The following is an 18,645-nucleotide window of genomic DNA, read 5'->3' on the forward strand; positions in this document are numbered from 1 at the left end:
CCCGCCCGCCCGCGGGGCCGTCACAGGCCGAGGGCGTCCAGGCTCGCTTCGACCGCCAGGACACCGCCGAGGCCGAGCACCGCGAGCACCGTGGTGTATGTGGTGCGCGCCTTGATGGCATCGATGACGGAGAGGTTGAAGTACTCCTTGAACATCCAGAAGCCCGGGTCGTTGACGTGCGAGAAGGCGATGGATCCGCAGGACACCGCGAGCACCATGAGTTCGGGGTGGACCCCGCTGCCGTCGAGCAGCGGCTGCACCACCCCGGCGGCCGTGACGACGGCGACCGTGGCCGAGCCGAGCGCCACCCGCAGGATGACCGCGATGAGCCACGCCAGGAAGATCGGGGACACCGGCCAGTCGTCCGTGAGGTTCTTGATGTAGTCGGATATCCCGCCCTCCACGAGGACGCCCTTGAAGGCGCCGCCCGCCCCGATCACCAGCAGGATCATCGCCATCGCCTGGGCCGCCGCGTTGCACGACTTGCTGACCTCCGCGAGCCCCCGTCCGATCCGCGGGCCGAACGCCCACAGGGCCAGCAGCAGGGTGAGCAGCAGCGCGATCGGCGCCGAGCCGAGGAAGGTGATGAGCGGCAGGGCCGGGTCGGAGTCGGGCACGGCCATGTCGTACACCGCCGCCCCGGCGATCAGGACCACCGGGAAGAGCGCCACCGACAGCGACCAGCCCATGCCGGGCATCTCCTCGTCGCTGAACGTGCGCTCGGTGACCAGGCCCTGGGGGATCTCGGGGTTCATCCGCCGGATGAACGGAAGCCGCGGCCACACCAGGGCGATCAGCGCGCCGAACGGCACGGCGAAGAAGAGGCCGTAGAACAGGGTCAGCCCGACCGACGCGTCGAACGACGCGGCCACCGCGGTGGGTCCCGGATGCGGCGGCAGGAAGCTGTGCATGGTCGACAGGGCGATGGACATGGGCAGCCCGACCCACAGCAGGTTCGCCCGGGTGACGCGGACGATGGTGAACGCGATGGGCACGATGATGACGAAGGCGACCTCGTAGAACATCGTCACGCCGATCAGCATCGCGGTCACCACCATGGCCACCTGCACCCAGCGCAGCCCGAAGGTGTCGACCAGCTTGCCCGCGATCCGCTGCGCGGCGCCGCAGTCGCCCATGACCCGGCCGACCATGGCGCCGAGACCGATGACGATCATCGTGTCGCCGATCTGGTCCCCGATGCCTCCCGCGAGGACATCCGGGATCTTCTCCAGCGACACCCCCTGCACCAGCGCGACGCCGACCGCCACCAGGAGCAGCGCGATGAAGCCGTTGAGCTTCAGCTTGGTCATGAGGAACAGCAGGGCCAGGACGCTGATCCCGACGATGACAAGAGGCATGTGACCCCGCTCCACGTGAGTGATTCCACGTATATGTACCTGGTCTACGTATGGAGATGGAGGCTAGGTCGGCGCCGGACGGCGGGTCAATAAGCGTGCGTGACCTTGTTGTTGAGGGTGCCGCAAGGGCTCATCCCACGGACGGATGGTCTTTCAGACGATCTGTCGCGCAAGGGGCTTGTATGTGCTCATGCTGGCCCCATGACGGAAGCGGGCGAGAACGTCCCCGCCTATCGGACGGTCCGGGTGGCCGCGCCGGAGGCGCCGGTGGCGGCGGTGGCGGATGTGGAGGCATGGCGGTCGCGGGAGGTGTATCCGGAGATCCTCTCGGCCGGCGGACCGGTGTTCGGGGTGGTGCGGGAGTGTGAACAGGGCGGCTGGGAGCTGGTCTCGCCGTTCTCGGGGCTGGCGCCGCAGGACGCCCGCGAGGGCATGGGCTGTCAGTTCCGCAAGATGGCGCAGGAGGCGGAGGCCGCGGGTGACCGGGCGGCCCAGGAGGAGTGCGCGGCGGCCGCGGAGCGGATGGACTGGGAGGTCATCGACGAGATGACGGTCCAGGGCAGCCGGTTCCGGGTGGTCCGGGCCGAGCGCTTCCTCCGCTCCGGCCCGGAGGGTCCCGAGCCGCCGCGGATCACCGACCTGGATCCGGCGCCGCCGGGGGAGGCGCACCGGGCGCCGGACCCCACCTCGGGGTTCGTGATCGACCCGGTGACCGCCACCGGTGTGTCCGACGGGATCCTGAAGCTCGAACTGCTGTCGATGCTGCCCAAGCGGGGCAGCGTCCCGCAGGAGGTGCGCGACGACTGCCTGCGCGCGGCCGACACCCACCCGGGCGGCGTGCTGCTGCCGCCGACGTTCATGACGGTCGAGAAGGCCGCCGGGGAGTGGCGCTCCGACTGTACGGGGACGTCCACCACACCCCAGGGCGCCCGGGACACCCTGGCGCTGGAGATGCGTGTCCTCATCCCGTGGAAGCTCGGCCTCGAACCCGCCGAGCGTGCACCGTACATGGCCGCGGCGGACCGGCTGGACGCCGAGCGGGGCGATGAACTGCGGGTGCTGGAGCGGCTGTTCAGGATCGTGCGCGTCGAGCGTCTGGTGCGGATCGGGCCGGACGGCCCCGAGGGGCCCCGGCCCTCCGACTGGGATCCGCAGCCGCCGGTGAAGCTGCACGACCAGCGGCTCCGCGAACGGGGCCTGCTCATCGACGACGACGGGGACGACGACGAGGACGGCGAGATCCAACTCGACGCGCACACCCGGAAGCTGGCCGATCTGTTCAACGAGGAGGAGGCCCGGCGCAAGGCGCGCCAGGAGGGGCGCTGAGCACCGCCGTGCTCAGGTGACGACGGCCTCGGTCACCGCGGAGACGGCGCCGACGGCCACCCCGTAACCGGGAATGGCGAGCAGCGGCCAGGGGACGGGCGCGGGCGCGAGCACCCGCCAGTGGAAGGCGTAATCCCGGTACTCGGACATGCCGTCCGTCCCCGGCAGCACCATGAAGCGCGGCTGGACCGTGCAGAACAGCCACCAGTCCAGGACCAGGAGATCGGCAAGGACGAGGCCGAGGAAGGCCACGCCGCCGAGCACGAACGCGGGCCAGAAGCCGAGGGCGCCGTCGGCCCGGCGGTGCAGGTCCGTCACACCCACGACCGGGACGGCGACGAACAGCAGCGCGTTCAGCAGCCCCATCACCGAGGCGGTGCGCTTCCCGCGGGGGCTCTGCGGGCCGTGGCGCTCCCGGATCGCGGGCGGATAGCCGTCGAGCAGCGCGTCCCGTGCCACCAGCAGTCCGCCGACGATCACCGCCGAGAACAGTGCCGCCAGGGCGAGCGCGTACCCGAGGCTCACCGCCATCAATTCCGACCAGCTCATGGCGGCTCAGCATAGAAGGGGTGGTGAGGATTGCCTAGCCTTATCTGAACCTCTCGGTGCGGGGCGACGGGCAGCCGCCGCCTGCCTGTCGCCCCGCGACCGCTCCGGAGGGTCAGACCTCCAGGTCGGCCTCTATCCGGCGCAACTGGTGGCGGGCCATCGCCAGGTTGGCGCGGTTCTTGTCCAGCGCCAGGTAGAGGAAGAGCCCCTGGCTGTTCCGGCCCTTCAGCAGCCGGATCAGGTGGTACTGGCTGCCGAGGGTGATCAGGATGTCCTCGATGCCGTCCTTGAGGCCGAGCTGTTCCATGGTGCGGACCTTGGCGCGGACCACATCGGTGTTGCCCGCGGCCGCCACCGTCAGGTCGAGTTCCTTGCCCCCGCCCAAGGTGCCCAGGGCCATGCCGCTGGAGTAGTCGACCAGCGCGACGCCGAGGGTGCCCTCGATGGACGTCATCGCCTCTTTGAGCGCGGTCTGGGTGTTCGCCATGATCTGGCAGTTCCTTTCGATGGATGTGTATCCGGGGGTGTGCCCGGACGGGGTGTCCGGGTGGTGTGTCCGGTGGTGTGTGGTGGCTGAGTTCAGCCCTGCTCGGCCTTGCCGAGCGCGTCGCCCACCAGCTCGGCGACGCGGGCGCCCGACCTGCGGGCTTCCATATGGAGACGGCCCACGTTGGTGCGCCCCCCGGCCAGCACGGTCAGGACGGCCGCGGGGCCCGCGGCGTACGTGGCGACGTAGCCCTCCTCGCCGCGGACCAGCAGCTCACGGAAGGCGCCCCGGCCGGTGGCATCGGCCAGCGACTGCGTGACGCCGAGGGCCGCGGCGGTCAGCGCGGCGACGCCCTCGGGCTCGATGGCGGCCGTGTCGTGCGCCAGCACGAGACCGTCGCTGGTGGCGACCAGGGCGCCGGTCACATGGACGACGCGGGCCCGCAATCGGCGCAACTCGTCCAGGACTTCGGGTTCGGCGGCCAACAGCTCTCTCCTTTCCGCACGCTGTCGCGGGTCGGTCCGCCGACGCGGATCCGTGCGCTGCCGCGGGTCCGTGCGCTGCCGCAGGGCGCGTCTCACCACGGGATGCCCGAGGCGGCGGGGGCGGTCGGGGGAATCACAGGTGTGCCTCCAAGGCGTCACGGAGCCGACGCAGCAGGGGGGCGTCGGGTTCGGCGAAGTCGACCGCGGCCAGGCCGGGTTCCGGGTCCCGCGGCATGGGGGCGCGGGGTGATCGGGGCGTCTCGACGTAACCCGCGGCCGCCAGCCGCCGTACGTCGAGCACGGTGTGGAAGGCGGGGCGGCCCAGCGCCCGGGCGATCCCGGCGGGGGTGCGCAGCCCGTCCGCGAGCGCCAGCACCGCGCGCTGGCGGCGGGTGACCGGCGGCAGGTGACCGTCCGGGCGGCGCAGCACCACCGGCTCGGTGTCCACCCGCGGATACGGCCACAGGCTGTCGAGCAGCTTGCCGCGCCGTACGATCTCCCGCTCGACGGCGACCGCGCCGACCGGGCGCACCGGGCCGAACCAGTGCGCCGCGCCCCGCTGGAAGCCGCGCGGTCCGCTGCCCGGCCCGAGCGCGAACCAGGCCGCGTCGAACAGTGCGCCCAGATGGCAGATCTCCAGCTCCGCGTCGGTCAGCCGCCCGCTGTCCACGAGGAACCGGCCGACCCGCCCGGCGGCGGCCGGGTGGCCGACCGCCTCCCGCCAGCCGTCGGCGGTCAGCCGCCCGCCGGTGGTGAGCAGCACATCCAGGCCCGGGGCCTTCGGGCTCTCCGCGTGCACGACCTGACCGTCCGTGAGATAGACGGTGCCCGCGTCGCACAGCAGCGCGCCGCTGGCCCCCTCGGCGGCCAGCTCGGTGAGGCGGGGCGCTTGGCCGGGTCTCATCAGAGCGCCAGCCGCTGCGACAGATCGCGCAGCCGCATCCGGGCGAGCGCCAGGTTCCCCTCGCGCCGGTCGAGCCACAGATAGAAGAAGACCCCGCTGTCGAAGGCGGTGTCGACGAAGCGCAGCAGGTGGTAGCAGGTGCGAGTGGTGACGATGAGGTCCTCCACGGGAGCGTCCCCGGGCACCCCGCCGTCGTCGCCGGCACTCCCGCCGTCGCCGTGGCCCGCGCCGCGCGATTCGAGCGCCGCGAACGCGGACTGCTCGGCGGCCATGCGCGCCAATTCGGCCGTCTCCGCCGCGGTGGCCTCGGGGTCGCCGTCGCGCGTCTCGCCGACCATGCCGAGCGCGAGCCCGCTGGTCCACTCGATCACGGCGGCACCGCGCGCGCCGTTCACCGTCATGGCGTCGAGCAGGCATTCGTCGATTCCGGGCATGCGGTCTCCCCTCCTGCGTTGCCCGTGGCGCACCCGGGGGCTACGCCAGTGACGGAGAGGTTACGCACGGTTCAGCGGATGGGGGTGAAATCTGTCGATGGGCCGAAACCGCGTACGCCGTGTAGTAGGGTCCGCGGCCCTTTCGTGCCTCCGTGGCCCCGGGGCCACGGCGGCACCGTGGCGGGGGAGCGGCCGGTGGGCCGGTCGCCGCCGGGCGCACCCGCCCGGACCAGGCCATTCGCGCCGTGCCATGGTCGTCCGTACGCAAGGGCCCGCGGCTGGTGCCGTCGCCGTACCGCCCGTGCCGCGGCCGCGTCCGGTTCATCGCCGCGCCGGGCCGGACGTAGCGGGAACAGGCTCTTCTGGGTTACCGGGAGGGAGACGCATCATGCGATCGTCCTACGCAGGCATATGACAGATGGATAGGCGCGAGGCGCTTCCCGCTCGCTGAGGTGACCGAATCCCGACGTCCGGTTCTCGTCTCCCGACGCCGGGTTCTCCCGAACGCCCGGTTCTCCCGACGCTCAGTCCTCGTCGCGCGCCACGTGGAGCGTCGCCTGCGGCTGGCGCAGCGGGACGACGCCCACGCAGCGCCCGTCCCGGTCCAGCAGCCGTCCCATGTGCTTCACCGTGCGCAGCACCACCGAGCGGTCGTCGATGGTCAGATGCGGCGCTTTCCCCGCCACATGCGCCTCGAAGCCGTGCACATCGCTCATCGCGCGCAGCCAGACATCGATCACCACGTTGTGCGGACCGGCCGTGATCGAGCACGACCGCACCTCCCGCATCCCGGCCAGCAGCCGGGTGGTCTCCCGCAGGTGCTGCGCCGGTACGGACGCGAAGTACACCGCGGACAGCGGCCAGCCGGACAGCGGCCGGGCCAGATCGCAGCGCAGGCTCACCCGGGAGGCCAGCAGGACTCCGAGGCGGCGCCGCACCGTGGTGGGACCCGCGTCGGCGCCCGCCGCCAGGTCCCGTAGGGACATCCGGCCGTCGGTGCTCAGCAGCTCCAGCAGCCGCGCGTCCAGCGCGTCCGGGCCCGCGGCGTCCCTGGCCGGTTCGGGCGCGGGGCAGGCCGCCGCCTCCAGCCGGGCGCACTGCATCGCGTCCAGGCTGCGCAGCCGCCACCGGCTGCCTTCGGTCGGCACGGCCGTCGCCACATGGGTACGGGTCGCCCGCACCCCCGGCTGCCCCCGGAACAGCACCGTGCCGAGATGCGCCAGCTCAGCGAGGTCCGTGGTCTGCACGGCGGCCACCAGGTCCCGGCTGCCCGCTGTGAGCTTGACGTTCGCCACCGCCGGGTCGGCGGCCAGCGCCTCGGCCACCTCCTCGCCGACCCCGGGCTCGGTGTCGATCTCCACCACGGCGGTCACCACGATGCGCGCGTCGGACAGCCGCGGATAGGCGGTCACCCAGGCCAGGCCCGCCTCCTCCAGCCGGTGCCAGCGCCGTGCGGCCGTCACCGGGTTCACGCCGAGGACATCGCCGACCAGCGTCCACGGGGCCCTGGGGTGGATCTGCAGGGTGTGCACCACACCCCGGTCCAGTTCGTCCAGCTCGTCCGGAGGGGGTCCGGCGGAAAACTGCGTGTCCATGGGCGGCTGATTCCTGCGTCGGGTGGCCGATTCTCGATGGAATGCTGCACCGTAGCACGCGACAAACGCGTCGGCCCAACACTGCTCCTACTTGTTTCCGCATGCGAGGAGTGAACCCGATCCCATGAAGGATCAGCTGGCCCCCGAGAGCGTCCGGACCGCGTTGCGCATCGAGAACGCCACCCTCATCGACGGCACCGGAGCGGCCCCCGTGACCGACGCCGTCGTGATCACCGACGCCGAGGGCACCCTCAGCTACGCCGGACCCGCCGCGACCGCGCCCCCCGCGCCCGTCGGCGACACCGGCCGGCCCCGCGTCATCGACGCCGGAGGCCGCACCGTCCTCCCCGGCTTCTTCGACTGCCACACCCATCTCGCCTACGCACACGCCTCCCCGCCCGGCCGCCGCGGTGAACTCGACCCGGTACTGGTCACGTTCGACACCGCCACGCGCATGCGGCAGACCCTGGAGGCGGGCATCACCAGCGCCCGTGACCTGGGCGGACTCTCCGCGGGCTACCGCACCGCGGTGGAGAGCGGACGGATCACCGGCCCCCGGATGCACACCGCCGTACGGATCATCAGCCACACCGGCGGCCACGCCGACGTCCGCCTGCCCGACGGCACCGACCTCAGCGGCGGCGAGATGTCCGAGATCGCCGACACCGTGGACGAATCCCGCCTCGCCGTCCGCAAGGTGCTGCGCGCGGGCGCCGACCTGGTCAAGATCTGCGCCACCGGCGGCATGGGCAGCCCCTACGACCAGCCGGAGGACGAAGGGCTGCTGGAGGAGGAGATCCGGGCCGTCGTCGACGAGTGCCGACGCCACGGCGGCAAGCCGGTCGCCGCGCACGCCCAGGGCACCGCGGGCATCCTCAACGCCCTGCGCGGCGGCGTCACCAGCATCGAGCACGGCTACGGCCTGAACGACCAGGCCCTGGAGATGGCGGGGGAGCGCGGCGCCTTCGTCGTACCGACCCTGTCCACCGTCTACGCGGGCATCAACAAGGACACCATGGCGCCCTTCCACTACCAGAAGAAGGTCCGCTGGTCCGGCATCACCAAGGAGAACATCGCCCGCGCCATCGAGCAGGGCGCCCGCATCGCGCTCGGCACCGACGCCGCCGTCTGCCCGCACGGCCAGAACCTGAAGGAACTGACCTACCTGGTGGACCTGGGCATGGACCCCATGGCCGCCATCGTCGCCGGTACCCGCACCGCCGCCGAACTCCTCGGCGTGGCCGACCGGCTCGGCACCCTGACCGAAGGCCGCACCGCCGACCTGATCCTGTGCGACGGCGACCCGCTCACCGACATCGGAGTCCTCGGCGACCCCGACAACATCCTGTGTGTCGTTCAGGACGGCATCGTCCGCAAGGACCAGCTGCTCCCAGCGGCTCCAACCGGAAGGTAGCCCCCATGCGCTCACTCACCGGTCTCCCGGCACCGGACAGCGCCACCCCCGGCTCCCCGCCCCCAGGCCCCCTCGACCGCGTGCTCTCCTTCATCGAGCGCGCCGGTAACGCCCTCCCCAACCCCATCGTCCTGTTCAGCGGGCTCTTTGCGATCCTGGCCGTCGTCTCCACCGGCCTCGCCCTCGGCGGCGTCTCCGTCACCGTCCCCGGCACCGACACCACCAAGGACATTGGCGGGCTGTTCACCGGCGAGGGACTGCGCTGGCTGCTGGAGAACCTGATCCCCAACTTCGCGACCTTCCCGCCGATCGGCGCCGTGCTGGTGCTGATCATGGTGGTCGGGCTCGCGGAGAAGACCGGCCTGCTGGAGACGGTCATGCGGGCCACCCTGGCCCGGGTTCCGCGCGCGGCCCTCCCGTACGCGGTGGCCCTCGTCGCCAGCCAGGCCCACATGATGAGCGATGTCGGCGCCATCGTGCTCCCGCCGCTGGCGGCCGTGGTGTTCAGAAGCGCCGGACGCCATCCCGTCGCGGGCCTCATCGGCGGCTTCGCCTGTGTCACCGCGGGCTACGCGGCCGGATTCACCATCGGCTCGCTCGACGCCCTCTACGTCGGCATCACCCAGCAGGCGGCCGCGGTGCTGCCCGCCGCCGAGGGCCTCCACATCCACCTGCTCATCAACTACTTCTTCACCGCCTCCAGCAGCATCGTGCTCGCGCTGCTCGGCGGATTCCTCATCTCCCGCGTCCTCGAACCGCGCCTGGCCCCGTACCAGCCCGCCGACGGCGCGACCGAGGAGGACGCCGGTCTGACCCTCACCCCGGTACAGCGCAAGGGCCTGCTGGTCACCGCGCTCGTGGTGGGCGTCTACCTGGCGGCGGTCCTCGCCCTGTGGCTGCCGCCCGGGGCCCCGCTGCGCGGGGAGGGCGGGGCGTTCGTCCCCTCGCCCGTCCTCACCGGCATCGTCCCCGTGCTGTTCGGTGCCTTCCTGCTGGCCGGGCTGAGCTACGGCTTCACGGTCAAGACGCTCACCGGCACCGAGGACGCGGTCACCGCGATGACCGACTCGGTGAAGAACATGTCCGGCTACATCGTCATGATGTTCGTGGCCGCCCAGGTCATCGCGCTCTTCAACTGGTCCAATGTCGGGATACTGCTGGCGGTGAAGGCGGCCGCGCTGCTCAACGCCACGGGGGTGACGGGCTTCTGGGCGATCCTCGCGTTCGTCCTGATGGCCTCCTGCCTCAACCTCGTCGTGGTCTCCGGCTCCGCGCTGTGGTCCCTGGTCGGGCCCGTCTTCATCCCGGCGTTCATGCTGATGGGCATGAGCCCGGCGCTCAGCCAGGCCGCCTTCCGCATCGGCGACTCGGCCACCGGCGCGATCACCCCGATGAACCCGTACCTCTTCCTCATCCTGGCGATGGTCCGCCAGTACGAACCCGAGGCCCGGCTCGGCACTCTCATCTCCCGGCTGGCGATCTTCGTCGTGCCGTTCCTGGTGGTGTGGCTGGCGATCCTGGGGATCTTCTACGGATTCGACCTGCCGCTGGGGCCCGGCGCCGCCATCGGCCTGAAGTGATCCTTCCTTGCGAACGGCCCCGGGCGACCGCCCGGGGCCTCGCGCACGCCCGCGCCGTCAGGCGCTCAGCACGTGCGTACCCAGCAGGCCGAACAGCAGGACGCCCACGGCGACGCGGTAGATCACGAAGGCGTTGAACGAATGCTTGGCGACGAACTTGAGCAGCCAGGCGATCGAGCCGTACGCCACGACGAACGACACGACCGTGCCCACGACCAGCGGCGCCGCGGCGACCCCGCCGCCGAGCGCGTCCTTCAGCTCGTACAGCCCCGCACCCGTGAGGGCGGGCAGGCCGAGGAAGAACGACAGCCGGGTGGCGGCCAGCCGGTCCATGCCCAGGATCAGGCCGGTGGACATCGTCGCCCCGGAGCGGGAGAAGCCGGGGAAGAGCAGCGCGAGGATCTGCGAGCCGCCGACCAGCATGGCGTCCTTGAGGGAGGTGTCGTCCTCGCCGCGCTTGTGGCGGCCCAGCCGGTCGGCAGCCCACATCAGCCCGCTGCCCACGATCAGCGACCCGGCCACCACCCACAGGGACGCCAGCGGCCCCTCGATCAGCGGCTTGGCGGCGAGGCCGACGGCCACCACGGGGAGGGTGGCGTAGATGACCCACCAGGTGAACTTGTAGTCGTGCCGCTCGCGCAGCTCCCGGTGGACGATGCCCCGGCCCCAGGCGCGGACGAAGCGGACGATGTCCTTGAAGAAGTAGAGCAGCACCGCCGCGATGGCACCGACCTGGATGACCGCGGTGAAGGCGACGACGGACTTGTCGTCCACCGGGATGTGCATCAGCCCCTCGGTGATCTTGAGGTGGCCGGTGGAGGAGACGGGCAGGAACTCGGTCACCCCCTCGACGACGCCGAGGACCGCGGCCTGGCCGATACTGATCGCGCTCAATGGAGCCATCCCTGCGCCGGAGACATGTCTTTCTCCCCAGCTTTCTAGCACGCGGCCGCCGCGCCGAGCGGCGCGGCGGCCGGAGGGTGCGGCGGCCAGGGGGTGTGGCCGCCCCCCCCCGCTAGCTGGTGAGGTTGATCAGCAGCGGCAGGGTGGCGAACGCCAGCACGATGCTGATGATCACCGAGGAGGCGATCCGGTGCTCCTCGCTCTCGACGTGCTGTGACGCGAGCATCATCGGCACCGGGGAGACGGGGAACGCCAGGATCAGGGCCGTCTGCGCGGCGACCTCCTGGCCGGTCAGCAGCAGGCCGATGCCGTACGTGCTGAGCGGCAGCACGACCACGCTGGTCAGCGCGATCGCGATGGCCCCCGGGCTCAGCTGCGGCCTGCCGACGCGGGCGAGGGTGACGCCCACCGACAGCAGCGCCACACCCGAGGCGGCCTGGCCCACCAGCGACAGCGAATTCTCGAGCATCCCGGGCGGGCGCACCCCGGCCAGCGAGATGACCAGCCCGAGCAGCGGGGCCCAGGCGAACGGCTTGCGCAGCGGCTGGAGGACCTTCACCCAGGTGGGCACGGGCTTGGCCGCCGCGGATGCCGCGGCCCCGCCGCCGTCCCGCTCCTCCTCGTCCGTCGCCGGTCCGCCGCCCGCGGACACCAGGACGCGGGCGGGCGCGGACGCCGACGCGGTGGCTTCCGCGCCGTCCGTGCGGCCGAGGTTGAGCAGGATCAGCACGAGGGGGTCGAGGAGGACGTTGACGAGGATGCCCGCGATGGCGATCGGAATCGCGGCCTTGGCCTCGCCGAACAGATTGCCCAGGATCGTGACGCCCATGAAGGCGTACTGCGGCTGGACGGAGGCGAGTGCCAGGATCGACGCCCGCTCCAGCGGCAGCCGCCCCATCGTGCGCAGCCCCAGCAGGATCAGCCCGAACAGGCCGAGCAGCCCGAGGGCCAGCATCGCCACCAGGGGACCCTGGCTCAGCAGGATGTGGCGCGGGGTGTTCGCGATGCCCAGGAAGAGGGACGCCGGAAGGGCGAACTCCATCGTGAGTACCCGGAGCGCGTCCGCGCGCTGACCGGCGAACGCCGTGCCCCGCCCGGCCCCGTAGCCCAGGGCGATGACGAGGAAGACGGGCACGACGATGGTGAAGATGTGCGAAAAACTCATGGTCTTGTCCCTAATTCAGCCGGATGGTGCGGGTCGTCAGACCGGCTGGATAGGGCGGTAGACCGGGCTCCACATGGCCTCGTGGACCGTGCGGTCGAGTGAATCGCCGGCGATGGGCGTACGGGCCACCCCGTCGTGCGCGGCGGCGCGGGCGACGGCCGCGGCGACCGCGGCGGAGGTCTCGCGCAGCTGGTCGACCAGCGGGAGGATCGGGGCGCCGGGGGTGCCGGGGTCGATCATCTCGGCGATCTGCTCGGCGGCGGCCAGCAGCATGCCGTCGGTGATCCGGGTGGCGCGGGCCACGATCGCGCCGAGGCCGAGGCCCGGGAAGACCAGGGCGTTGTTGGCCTGCCCGATGACGTGGGTGACCCCGTCATGGGGCACGGGTGGGAAGGGGCTCCCGGTGGCGATCAGGGCCCGTCCGCCGGTCCACCGGACCAGGTCCTCGGGCTTGGCCTCGGCCAGCGGGGTCGGGTTGGACATCGGGAGGATGACGGGCCGCTCGGTGTGGGCGGCCATCTCCCGCACGATCTCCTCGGTGAAGGCGCCGCCCTGGCCCGAGGTGCCGATGAGGATGGTCGGCCGGGCGCGGCGGATCACCTCGGCGAGCGCGATGCCGCCGACCTGCTCGTCCCGGTGCCAGTCGGTGACGTCGGCCGCCCGGCGGGCGTACCGCCGCCGGTGGTGGTCGAGACCCGCGGTGTCATCGGTGATCAGGCCGTACCGGTCGATGCACCAGAACCGGTCGGAGGCCTCCTGCGGGGCGAGCCCGTCGGCGATCAGGGCGTCGCGCAGCTGGTCGGCGATGCCGAGACCGGCCGAGCCCGCGCCGAAGATGACGATGCGGTGGTCGCGCAGCGGCGTACCGGTGACCCGGGCGCCGGACAGGACGGCGGCCAGGTTGACGGCGCCGGTGCCCTGGATGTCGTCGTTGAAGGTGAGCGCCTTGTCGCCGTACTGGTCGATGATGCGCCGGGCGTTGCCGGACCCGAAGTCCTCCCAGTGCAGCAGCGCGTCGGGGAAGACGCGGCCGACGGCGGCGATGTACTCGGCGATGAAGGCGTCGTACTTCTCGCGGTCCACGCGCGGATGACGGTTGCCCAGGTACAGCGGGTCGTCCAGGAGTTCCTGGCGGTTGGTGCCCGCGTCCAGGACGACCGGGAGCGCACGCGCGGGGTCGATTCCGGCGGCGGCGGTGTACACGGCGAGCTTGCCGACGCAGATGTCCATGCCGCCCACGCCCCAGTCCCCGATGCCGAGGATGGCCTCGCCGTCGGTGGCGACGAGCAGGTCCACGTCGTCGGGGCCCAGGCCGCTGGCGCGCAGCGAGCGCTCGATGTCCTGAGGGGCGTCCACCGAGAGGTAGACGCCGCGGGAGCGGCGGTACTCATGGCTGTAGCGCTGGATCGCGGTGCCGACGGTGGGGGTGTACACGATCGGCAGCATCTCGCTGAGATGCTCGCCGAGCAGGTGGTAGAACAGCACCTCGTTGCGGTCCTGCAGGGACCGCAGATACACGTTCTTGTCGAGGTCGGTGGCCTTGGCCCGGTACTGGGCGTAGGCGCGGGTGGCCTGCTGCTCCAGGGGTATGACCTGAGCCGGGATCAGGCCGGTCAGCCCGAGCTCGTCGCGCTCGGACTCGGTGAAAGCGGTGCCCCTGTTGAGCCGCGGGTCGCTGAGAATGGCGCGCCCTCGCGAGGTGGTTTCCCAGGTGTGGCCGGTCGGGTTCCACCGGGTGGCCGCGCCTGCGGAAGAGGCAGGGTCGGATGCCTCCGCTTCGGTGAGATCGCTCTTCATGGGTACTGCTTCCTCACTGGTTGTGCTTCGCGGTGGGTGACACCGCTAAAAATCACGGTACCAAGAGGTTGAAACGCGGACCTTTAGGGGGTCGCGGTATGTGCCCTGGTCAGGGGCTTGGGCTCGGCGGAGCGGCGGGCCCATCGGCTCGCGATGACCGCACACACCATCAGCTGGAGCTGATGGAAGAGCATGAGCGGCAGGATCACCGGCCCCGCCGAATCCCCGAACAGCACCGCCGCCATGGGCAGCCCGGTGGCCAGGCTCTTGTTCGAGCCGCAGAAGACGATGGCGACGCGGTCCTCCCGGCCGAAGCCGAGGCGGCGCGCGGCCCAGGACGTGGTGGTGAGCGCCACTGCCAGCAGGGTCGCGGCCAGGCTCAGCAGGGCCAGCAGCCGCACCGGGGTGATCTGCTGCCAGATGCCCTCCGTCATCCCCCGGCTGAACGCGGTGTAGACGACCAGCAGGATCGAGCCGCGGTCCAGCAGCCCGAGGGCCCGCCGGTGCCGCCCGATGAACGCCCCGATCCAGCGGCGCAGACACTGCCCGGCGACGAAGGGCAGCAATAGCTGGGTGGCGATGGTCACCAGGCCGTCGGCCGAGAATCCGGCGTCGGAGCCGATCAGCCAGGCCGCCAGCAGGGGGGTGGCGGCCATGCCGACCAGGCTGGAGTACGTACCGGCGCAGATGGCGGCCGGGACGTTCCCCCGGGCCGTGGAGGTGAGGGCGATCGAGGACTGGACGGTCGAGGGGACGACGCACAGGAAGAGAAGGCCGGTGTAGAGCCGGTCGGTGAGCAGGAAGGGGGCCAGGGCGCCCGCGGCCAGCCCCAGCAGCGGGAACAGGACGAAGGTGCTCGACCCCACCAGGAGGTGGAGCTTCCACTGCCGCAGGCCGTGGACCGCCTCACGGGTGGACAGCCGGGCGCCGTAGAGGAAGAAGAGCAGACCGATGGCTATGTCCGCGGCGTCCTCGACCGCCACCGCCGCCCGCCCGGAGGCGGGCAGCAGCGCGGCGAGCGCGACCGTGCCGAGAAGGGCGGCGACGTAAGGGTCGACCGCCCTCCCCAACCGGCCCGGCCAGGACATCGGCCAGGGCAAGGACTTCAGATCAATCACCGCTTTCGCTGTGCCGGGAGGGAAGGGCCGGGCCGCCCGCCCGCGGCGGGGCCGGGACCGGGGCCGTCATGGGGTGCGCACCTCGACCGAGCCTCCGCCGCCGCCGTCGTGGTCGCTGCCCGCCGTGCCCGTGCTGGCGAGCAGGGTGTTGAGGGCGCGGTCGATCTCCAGCCAGGAGTCCGCGAAGGAGTTGTCGATGACCACCAGGCCGATGTTCGTCCGGGTGACCGGCGTGGCCTCGGCCGGCTCCTCCTCCGGGGCGCCCAGGGGCGGACGCGCCGCCACGGCGGAGGCGGCCCCGCCGTCGCCGCACCACACGCCCGCGGTGGCCGCGAGAAGGATTCCCGTGGTGGACGCCCGGGTAAAGCCGGTGTCTTTCCTCGCTTTTCGGTGACGGCCGGTGCCGGACCGGAAGAGCGTCAATGGCACGGAACGGATTCCGTCCATCACACGGAGGCCGGCTGGTGATTGTCGTGGTGCCTGCTGATGTTCTCCTCCAGCAGCTCCGTGGCACCCTTGACGCCGATGGAGCCGGTCTCCCGGGTGTCCGGCAGCCGGCCGTCCGACATCTTCAGATCGACCAGCGCGCCGTCGATCGCGCCATGCGCCGCGAAAAGGCACGGGGTGCTGTAGATCGCGATGTCCACTCCGAGATCCGTCAGCTCGGAAAGGGAGAGCCGCGGCGACTTCCCGCCCGCGATCTGGTTGAACAGCAGCGGCTTGTCGCCGATGACGCCGCGGATCCGGCGGATCCAGTCCACGCTCCGCACGCCGTCGACCAGGACCACATCCGCGTCGGTCTCGGCCAGCGCGGCCGCCCGCCGCAGGATGTCCTTCTCCTCGGTGGCGTCCGTGCGCGCCACCACCAGCAGGTCCTTCCTGCTGCTCAGCACCAGGTCGAGCTTCTCCAGGTATTCGTCGAGCGGCAGTACCAGCTTGCCGTCGGCGTGTCCGCAGCGGCGCGGCCGCTTCTGGTCCTCCAGGATCACCCCGGACGCTCCGGCCCGCTCCAGCCGCTGCACCACATGGCAGGCGACCTCGGGGTCCACATAGCCGTCGTCGATGTCCACCAGCAGATGGTGCCCGGGGAACGCCAGCCGCAGCCGCTCCGCGAAGTTCACCATGTCGGGCCAGGCGATGAAGCCGATGTCGGGCAGTCCGTAATGCGAGGCGGCGAATCCGAAGCCGGAGACGAAGAAGCCGTTGTAGTGGCGGGCGGCGATCGATGCCGAGTACATGTCGTAGATGCCGATGAGGGGGGTGGTGCGAGGAGATTCCATCTCTTCGCGCAAGGCGTGGCCGTACCGCATGCTTTTCCCTTTCGATTCGGGGCCCCGTCGCCGATCCTGGTCCCGTTATGCGGAGTCATGCGCACGTTTAGGGAAAACCAAGAAAAAGTAAAGCGATATATCGGGGCGGTGCGGTGGTGAATCCAGGGATGAAGATGACGGACCGGCCTTGTGGGGCGGTTGAGCGTGCCTTGACGTGAAGGTGGGGCGTATGGGGAACCGGCTACGGCTGAGCCGGACCCGCCGGGGACAGCAGGGTCCCCAGCGGGCCGAGGTCGAGGTTGAGGTCGTCCATGCGCAGACCGTGCCGGTCGCACATCTCCTCCATGCGCTGCTGGAGGAGCATCAGCGTCATCCCGATCCGCTCCTCCTGCTCCTCCGTCAGGTCCCCCTTGTCGACACGGTGCAGCGCCTGGCGCTCCATCAGCTGACGCAGCAGCTCGACCACGGTCAGCACGAGCTTGGCGAGATCGCGTTCGACCGAATCCGGGTCGGTGCGCAGGCGCTGGGCGGGGCGGTCGGGAGTGGCTGACATGCGGTCGGGGTCCTTCCGGTCAGAGCAGTGGCGGGGCCGGGTGCGCGGCGTCGACGGGGGCGATGACCGCGCGCAGGTCGATCCGTATGAGATCGACGTCCGCGATGGACAGCACGAGGTCCCCGGCCAGCACGACCCCGCCCTGGAGCAGCCGGTCGAGGATGTCGATCAGAGCGACCTCGCGGCCCGCGAGCGCCCGGGCGTCCTCCTCGTCCAGCGCGGTGCTCACGCGCTCTCCCGATGGGCGGCGGGCGCGGGCGGGAGGGCGAACGAGTACGGCGCCCAGGGGCCCGTCACCTCGACCCGCACCCCCTCCTGGCCCTCGGCGGCGGCCAGGACGCGGGCGCGGAAGTCCTCGGCGAGGTCGGCGGGCACCAGATACGCGTCGTTGGCGATGTTCTCTCCGTGCTCTCCGTGGTCCCCGCCGCCCGCCCTGGCCAGCTCGCCGCGCTGCGGCCGGTGGGCGACCCGCTCCACGGCGATCTCCCCGGCCTCGTCCGCGATGCGCGCGGCCGTCCGCACCGCGGCCTGCCAGGCGTCCTCGGCGCCGCGCCGCCGTCTGCGGCGCGCGGCGAGATAGGCCCGGCCCGGGCTGAGCCCGGCGTCCCCCGCGTCGTCCTCCGGCGCGTCCGCCGTCCCGCCACCGGCGTCCGTATAGACCTTGACGCCCCATTCGACGCGCCCGGTGAGCCGGTCCAGCAGCGGCAGGAACTCGTCCCGGCGCTCCTGCAGCACCTGCCGCACCCGGTCCTCGTCCCGGTACACGGTGGCCAGCCGCAGCGGCAGTACGGCGCCCAGCGGGGCCAGGGCCGCCACCACCCCGTGATGCCCCCGGGCCAGCGATTCGAGCCGGGGCAGCTCCTCCAGGCGCGCCTTGAGCGGCGCTTCCCCGAACTCCCCGGCCGGAACCGGGCCGACGGCCGCGGCGAGGTCCCCGGTCTCCACGAGCCCCACCTGCTCCTCGGCCACCCCGCGCAGCGCGGCCACCGCCCGCGCGGCCTCGGGGGTGGGGCGCAGCACCGCGTAGGCGTACACCATGTGCTGTGCGATTTCGGTCACCCATCGCTCCTGTTCCCGGTGGCTGCCCGCAGCGCCGCGATCTCGGCGCGCAGCCGTGCGTTCTCCTCGCCGAGCGACCGTTCCGCCCCGTCGCTCCCGCCGCTGTCCACCGCCGGGGGCCGGGCGCGCGAGGACAGCGACGGATCGTGCTCCCACCAGTCGATGCCCATCTCCTTCGCCTTGTCGACGGAGGCGACGAGCAGCCGGAGTTTGATGGTGAGCAGTTCGATGTCGAGCAGGTTGATCCGGATGTCGCCCGCGATCACCACGCCCTTGTCCAGCACCCGTTCCAGGATGTCGGCGAGGGACGGGGCGGCGTCCCGCTGGTCGTACGCCGCGGGCAGGCGCGGCGGGCCCAGCCTGCCCGCTACCGGTTCTGTCATCGTCAGGTGGCTCGTCTCTGCTCGTCATGCCGTTCCAGCTCGTCCAGCCGGTCCAGCAACTCGTCCTCGCGGCGGTCGTATTCGTCCTCGTCGACCCGCCCGGCCAGCAGATCCTGTTCCAGTGCGGTGAGGGCGCGCCGGACCGGCGCCGGGTCGTAGTACTCGCGCTCGGCGGCCTCCAGCACCTGCTCGGCCACCCAGACGGTCGCGCGCACCGGCGCGAGCGGAAAGGTGAGGAGCCCGGTCAGCAGTCCCACGGCGCCC

General features: G+C 71.7%; 21 protein-coding genes. 3 read left to right on the forward strand and 18 right to left on the reverse strand.

Translation table 11 applies throughout. The annotated features are described in order from the left end of the window. Positions 1–20: 20 nt before the first annotated feature. Positions 21–1,358, reverse strand: coding sequence for a gluconate:H+ symporter (locus ACZ59A_RS16575; protein ID WP_470959071.1), 1,338 nt, complete (start codon positions 1,356–1,358; stop codon positions 21–23). Between the two features lie 201 nt (positions 1,359–1,559). Here ACZ59A_RS16575 and ACZ59A_RS16580 point away from each other — a divergent pair, with 201 nt between their 5' ends. Continuing rightward, complete coding sequence (locus tag ACZ59A_RS16580) at positions 1,560–2,684, forward strand: DUF5954 family protein (protein WP_470959074.1); 1,125 nt, start codon at positions 1,560–1,562, stop codon at positions 2,682–2,684. A gap of 12 nt (positions 2,685–2,696) precedes the next feature. Here the strand turns inward: ACZ59A_RS16580 and ACZ59A_RS16585 are convergent, their stop codons facing one another. The 6 genes from ACZ59A_RS16585 to ACZ59A_RS16610 all read right to left on the reverse strand — a co-directional run bounded on the left by ACZ59A_RS16585 (position 2,697) and on the right by ACZ59A_RS16610 (position 7,138). After that, entirely contained in the window at positions 2,697–3,233 is a 537-nt protein-coding gene (locus ACZ59A_RS16585; RefSeq protein ID WP_470959077.1) for a hypothetical protein, read from the reverse strand. Between the two features lie 112 nt (positions 3,234–3,345). Next, positions 3,346–3,720 carry a hypothetical protein gene (locus ACZ59A_RS16590; protein WP_358617178.1) on the reverse strand — a complete coding sequence of 125 codons (375 nt, stop codon included), beginning with the start codon at positions 3,718–3,720 and terminating at the stop codon, positions 3,346–3,348. A 92-nt stretch (positions 3,721–3,812) separates the two neighbouring features. Beyond that, entirely contained in the window at positions 3,813–4,208 is a 396-nt protein-coding gene (locus ACZ59A_RS16595) for a roadblock/LC7 domain-containing protein (RefSeq protein WP_468045917.1), read from the reverse strand. Between the two features lie 130 nt (positions 4,209–4,338). Then, on the reverse strand, positions 4,339–5,109 hold the full coding sequence (locus ACZ59A_RS16600) for a transcriptional regulator (RefSeq protein WP_470959080.1): 771 nt from the start codon (positions 5,107–5,109) through the stop codon (positions 4,339–4,341). Next, positions 5,109–5,543, reverse strand: coding sequence for a hypothetical protein (locus ACZ59A_RS16605; RefSeq protein WP_470959083.1), 435 nt, complete (start codon positions 5,541–5,543; stop codon positions 5,109–5,111). The genes ACZ59A_RS16600 and ACZ59A_RS16605 overlap by 1 nt, the downstream gene beginning before the upstream one ends. Before the next feature lie 524 nt (positions 5,544–6,067). After that, the gene (locus ACZ59A_RS16610) at positions 6,068–7,138 is read right to left on the reverse strand and encodes an Lrp/AsnC family transcriptional regulator (RefSeq protein WP_470959086.1); all 1,071 of its coding nucleotides are present in this window, start codon (positions 7,136–7,138) and stop codon (positions 6,068–6,070) included. A 124-nt stretch (positions 7,139–7,262) separates the two neighbouring features. Between ACZ59A_RS16610 and ACZ59A_RS16615 the strand changes: the two genes are divergently transcribed. Both ACZ59A_RS16615 and ACZ59A_RS16620 read left to right on the forward strand, forming a co-directional pair. Then, complete coding sequence (locus ACZ59A_RS16615; RefSeq protein WP_470959089.1) at positions 7,263–8,552, forward strand: metal-dependent hydrolase family protein; 1,290 nt, start codon at positions 7,263–7,265, stop codon at positions 8,550–8,552. 5 nt (positions 8,553–8,557) lie between these two features. Beyond that, complete coding sequence (locus ACZ59A_RS16620; RefSeq protein WP_470959092.1) at positions 8,558–10,132, forward strand: AbgT family transporter; 1,575 nt, start codon at positions 8,558–8,560, stop codon at positions 10,130–10,132. Between the two features lie 57 nt (positions 10,133–10,189). Here ACZ59A_RS16620 and ACZ59A_RS16625 read toward each other — a convergent pair whose 3' ends face one another. The 11 genes from ACZ59A_RS16625 to ACZ59A_RS16675 all read right to left on the reverse strand — a co-directional run bounded on the left by ACZ59A_RS16625 (position 10,190) and on the right by ACZ59A_RS16675 (position 18,638). Beyond that, positions 10,190–11,026 (reverse strand): undecaprenyl-diphosphate phosphatase, encoded by an 837-nt coding sequence (locus ACZ59A_RS16625; protein ID WP_470959095.1) that lies wholly within the window; start codon positions 11,024–11,026, stop codon positions 10,190–10,192. Positions 11,027–11,147: 121 nt separating this feature from the next. Beyond that, positions 11,148–12,200, reverse strand: a complete 1,053-nt coding sequence (locus ACZ59A_RS16630; protein ID WP_470959098.1) for an AEC family transporter — start codon at positions 12,198–12,200, stop codon at positions 11,148–11,150. Positions 12,201–12,236: 36 nt separating this feature from the next. Beyond that, positions 12,237–13,997 carry an NAD-dependent malic enzyme gene (locus tag ACZ59A_RS16635; RefSeq protein ID WP_470959101.1) on the reverse strand — a complete coding sequence of 587 codons (1,761 nt, stop codon included), beginning with the start codon at positions 13,995–13,997 and terminating at the stop codon, positions 12,237–12,239. A gap of 83 nt (positions 13,998–14,080) precedes the next feature. Continuing rightward, complete coding sequence (locus ACZ59A_RS16640; RefSeq protein WP_470959689.1) at positions 14,081–15,085, reverse strand: bile acid:sodium symporter family protein; 1,005 nt, start codon at positions 15,083–15,085, stop codon at positions 14,081–14,083. A 96-nt stretch (positions 15,086–15,181) separates the two neighbouring features. Further along, positions 15,182–15,544, reverse strand: a complete 363-nt coding sequence (locus ACZ59A_RS16645; RefSeq protein WP_470959103.1) for a hypothetical protein — start codon at positions 15,542–15,544, stop codon at positions 15,182–15,184. A 17-nt stretch (positions 15,545–15,561) separates the two neighbouring features. Further along, on the reverse strand, positions 15,562–16,425 hold the full coding sequence (locus tag ACZ59A_RS16650; protein WP_470959106.1) for an isocitrate lyase/PEP mutase family protein: 864 nt from the start codon (positions 16,423–16,425) through the stop codon (positions 15,562–15,564). 202 nt (positions 16,426–16,627) lie between these two features. Further along, entirely contained in the window at positions 16,628–17,032 is a 405-nt protein-coding gene (locus ACZ59A_RS16655; protein ID WP_470959691.1) for a gas vesicle protein K, read from the reverse strand. Continuing rightward, positions 16,959–17,168, reverse strand: coding sequence for a gas vesicle protein (locus ACZ59A_RS16660; RefSeq protein ID WP_470959109.1), 210 nt, complete (start codon positions 17,166–17,168; stop codon positions 16,959–16,961). The genes ACZ59A_RS16655 and ACZ59A_RS16660 overlap by 74 nt, the downstream gene beginning before the upstream one ends. Then, positions 17,165–17,998: a GvpL/GvpF family gas vesicle protein gene (locus ACZ59A_RS16665; RefSeq protein ID WP_470959111.1), complete on the reverse strand. Its 834-nt coding sequence runs from the start codon at positions 17,996–17,998 to the stop codon at positions 17,165–17,167. The genes ACZ59A_RS16660 and ACZ59A_RS16665 overlap by 4 nt, the downstream gene beginning before the upstream one ends. After that, positions 17,995–18,381, reverse strand: a complete 387-nt coding sequence (locus tag ACZ59A_RS16670) for a gas vesicle protein (protein ID WP_470959114.1) — start codon at positions 18,379–18,381, stop codon at positions 17,995–17,997. The genes ACZ59A_RS16665 and ACZ59A_RS16670 overlap by 4 nt, the downstream gene beginning before the upstream one ends. A 2-nt stretch (positions 18,382–18,383) precedes the next feature. Continuing rightward, on the reverse strand, positions 18,384–18,638 hold the full coding sequence (locus ACZ59A_RS16675) for a gas vesicle protein GvpG (protein ID WP_470959116.1): 255 nt from the start codon (positions 18,636–18,638) through the stop codon (positions 18,384–18,386). Positions 18,639–18,645: the final 7 nt, after the last annotated feature.

The organism is Streptomyces sp. NPDC040405 (assembly GCF_055595765.1).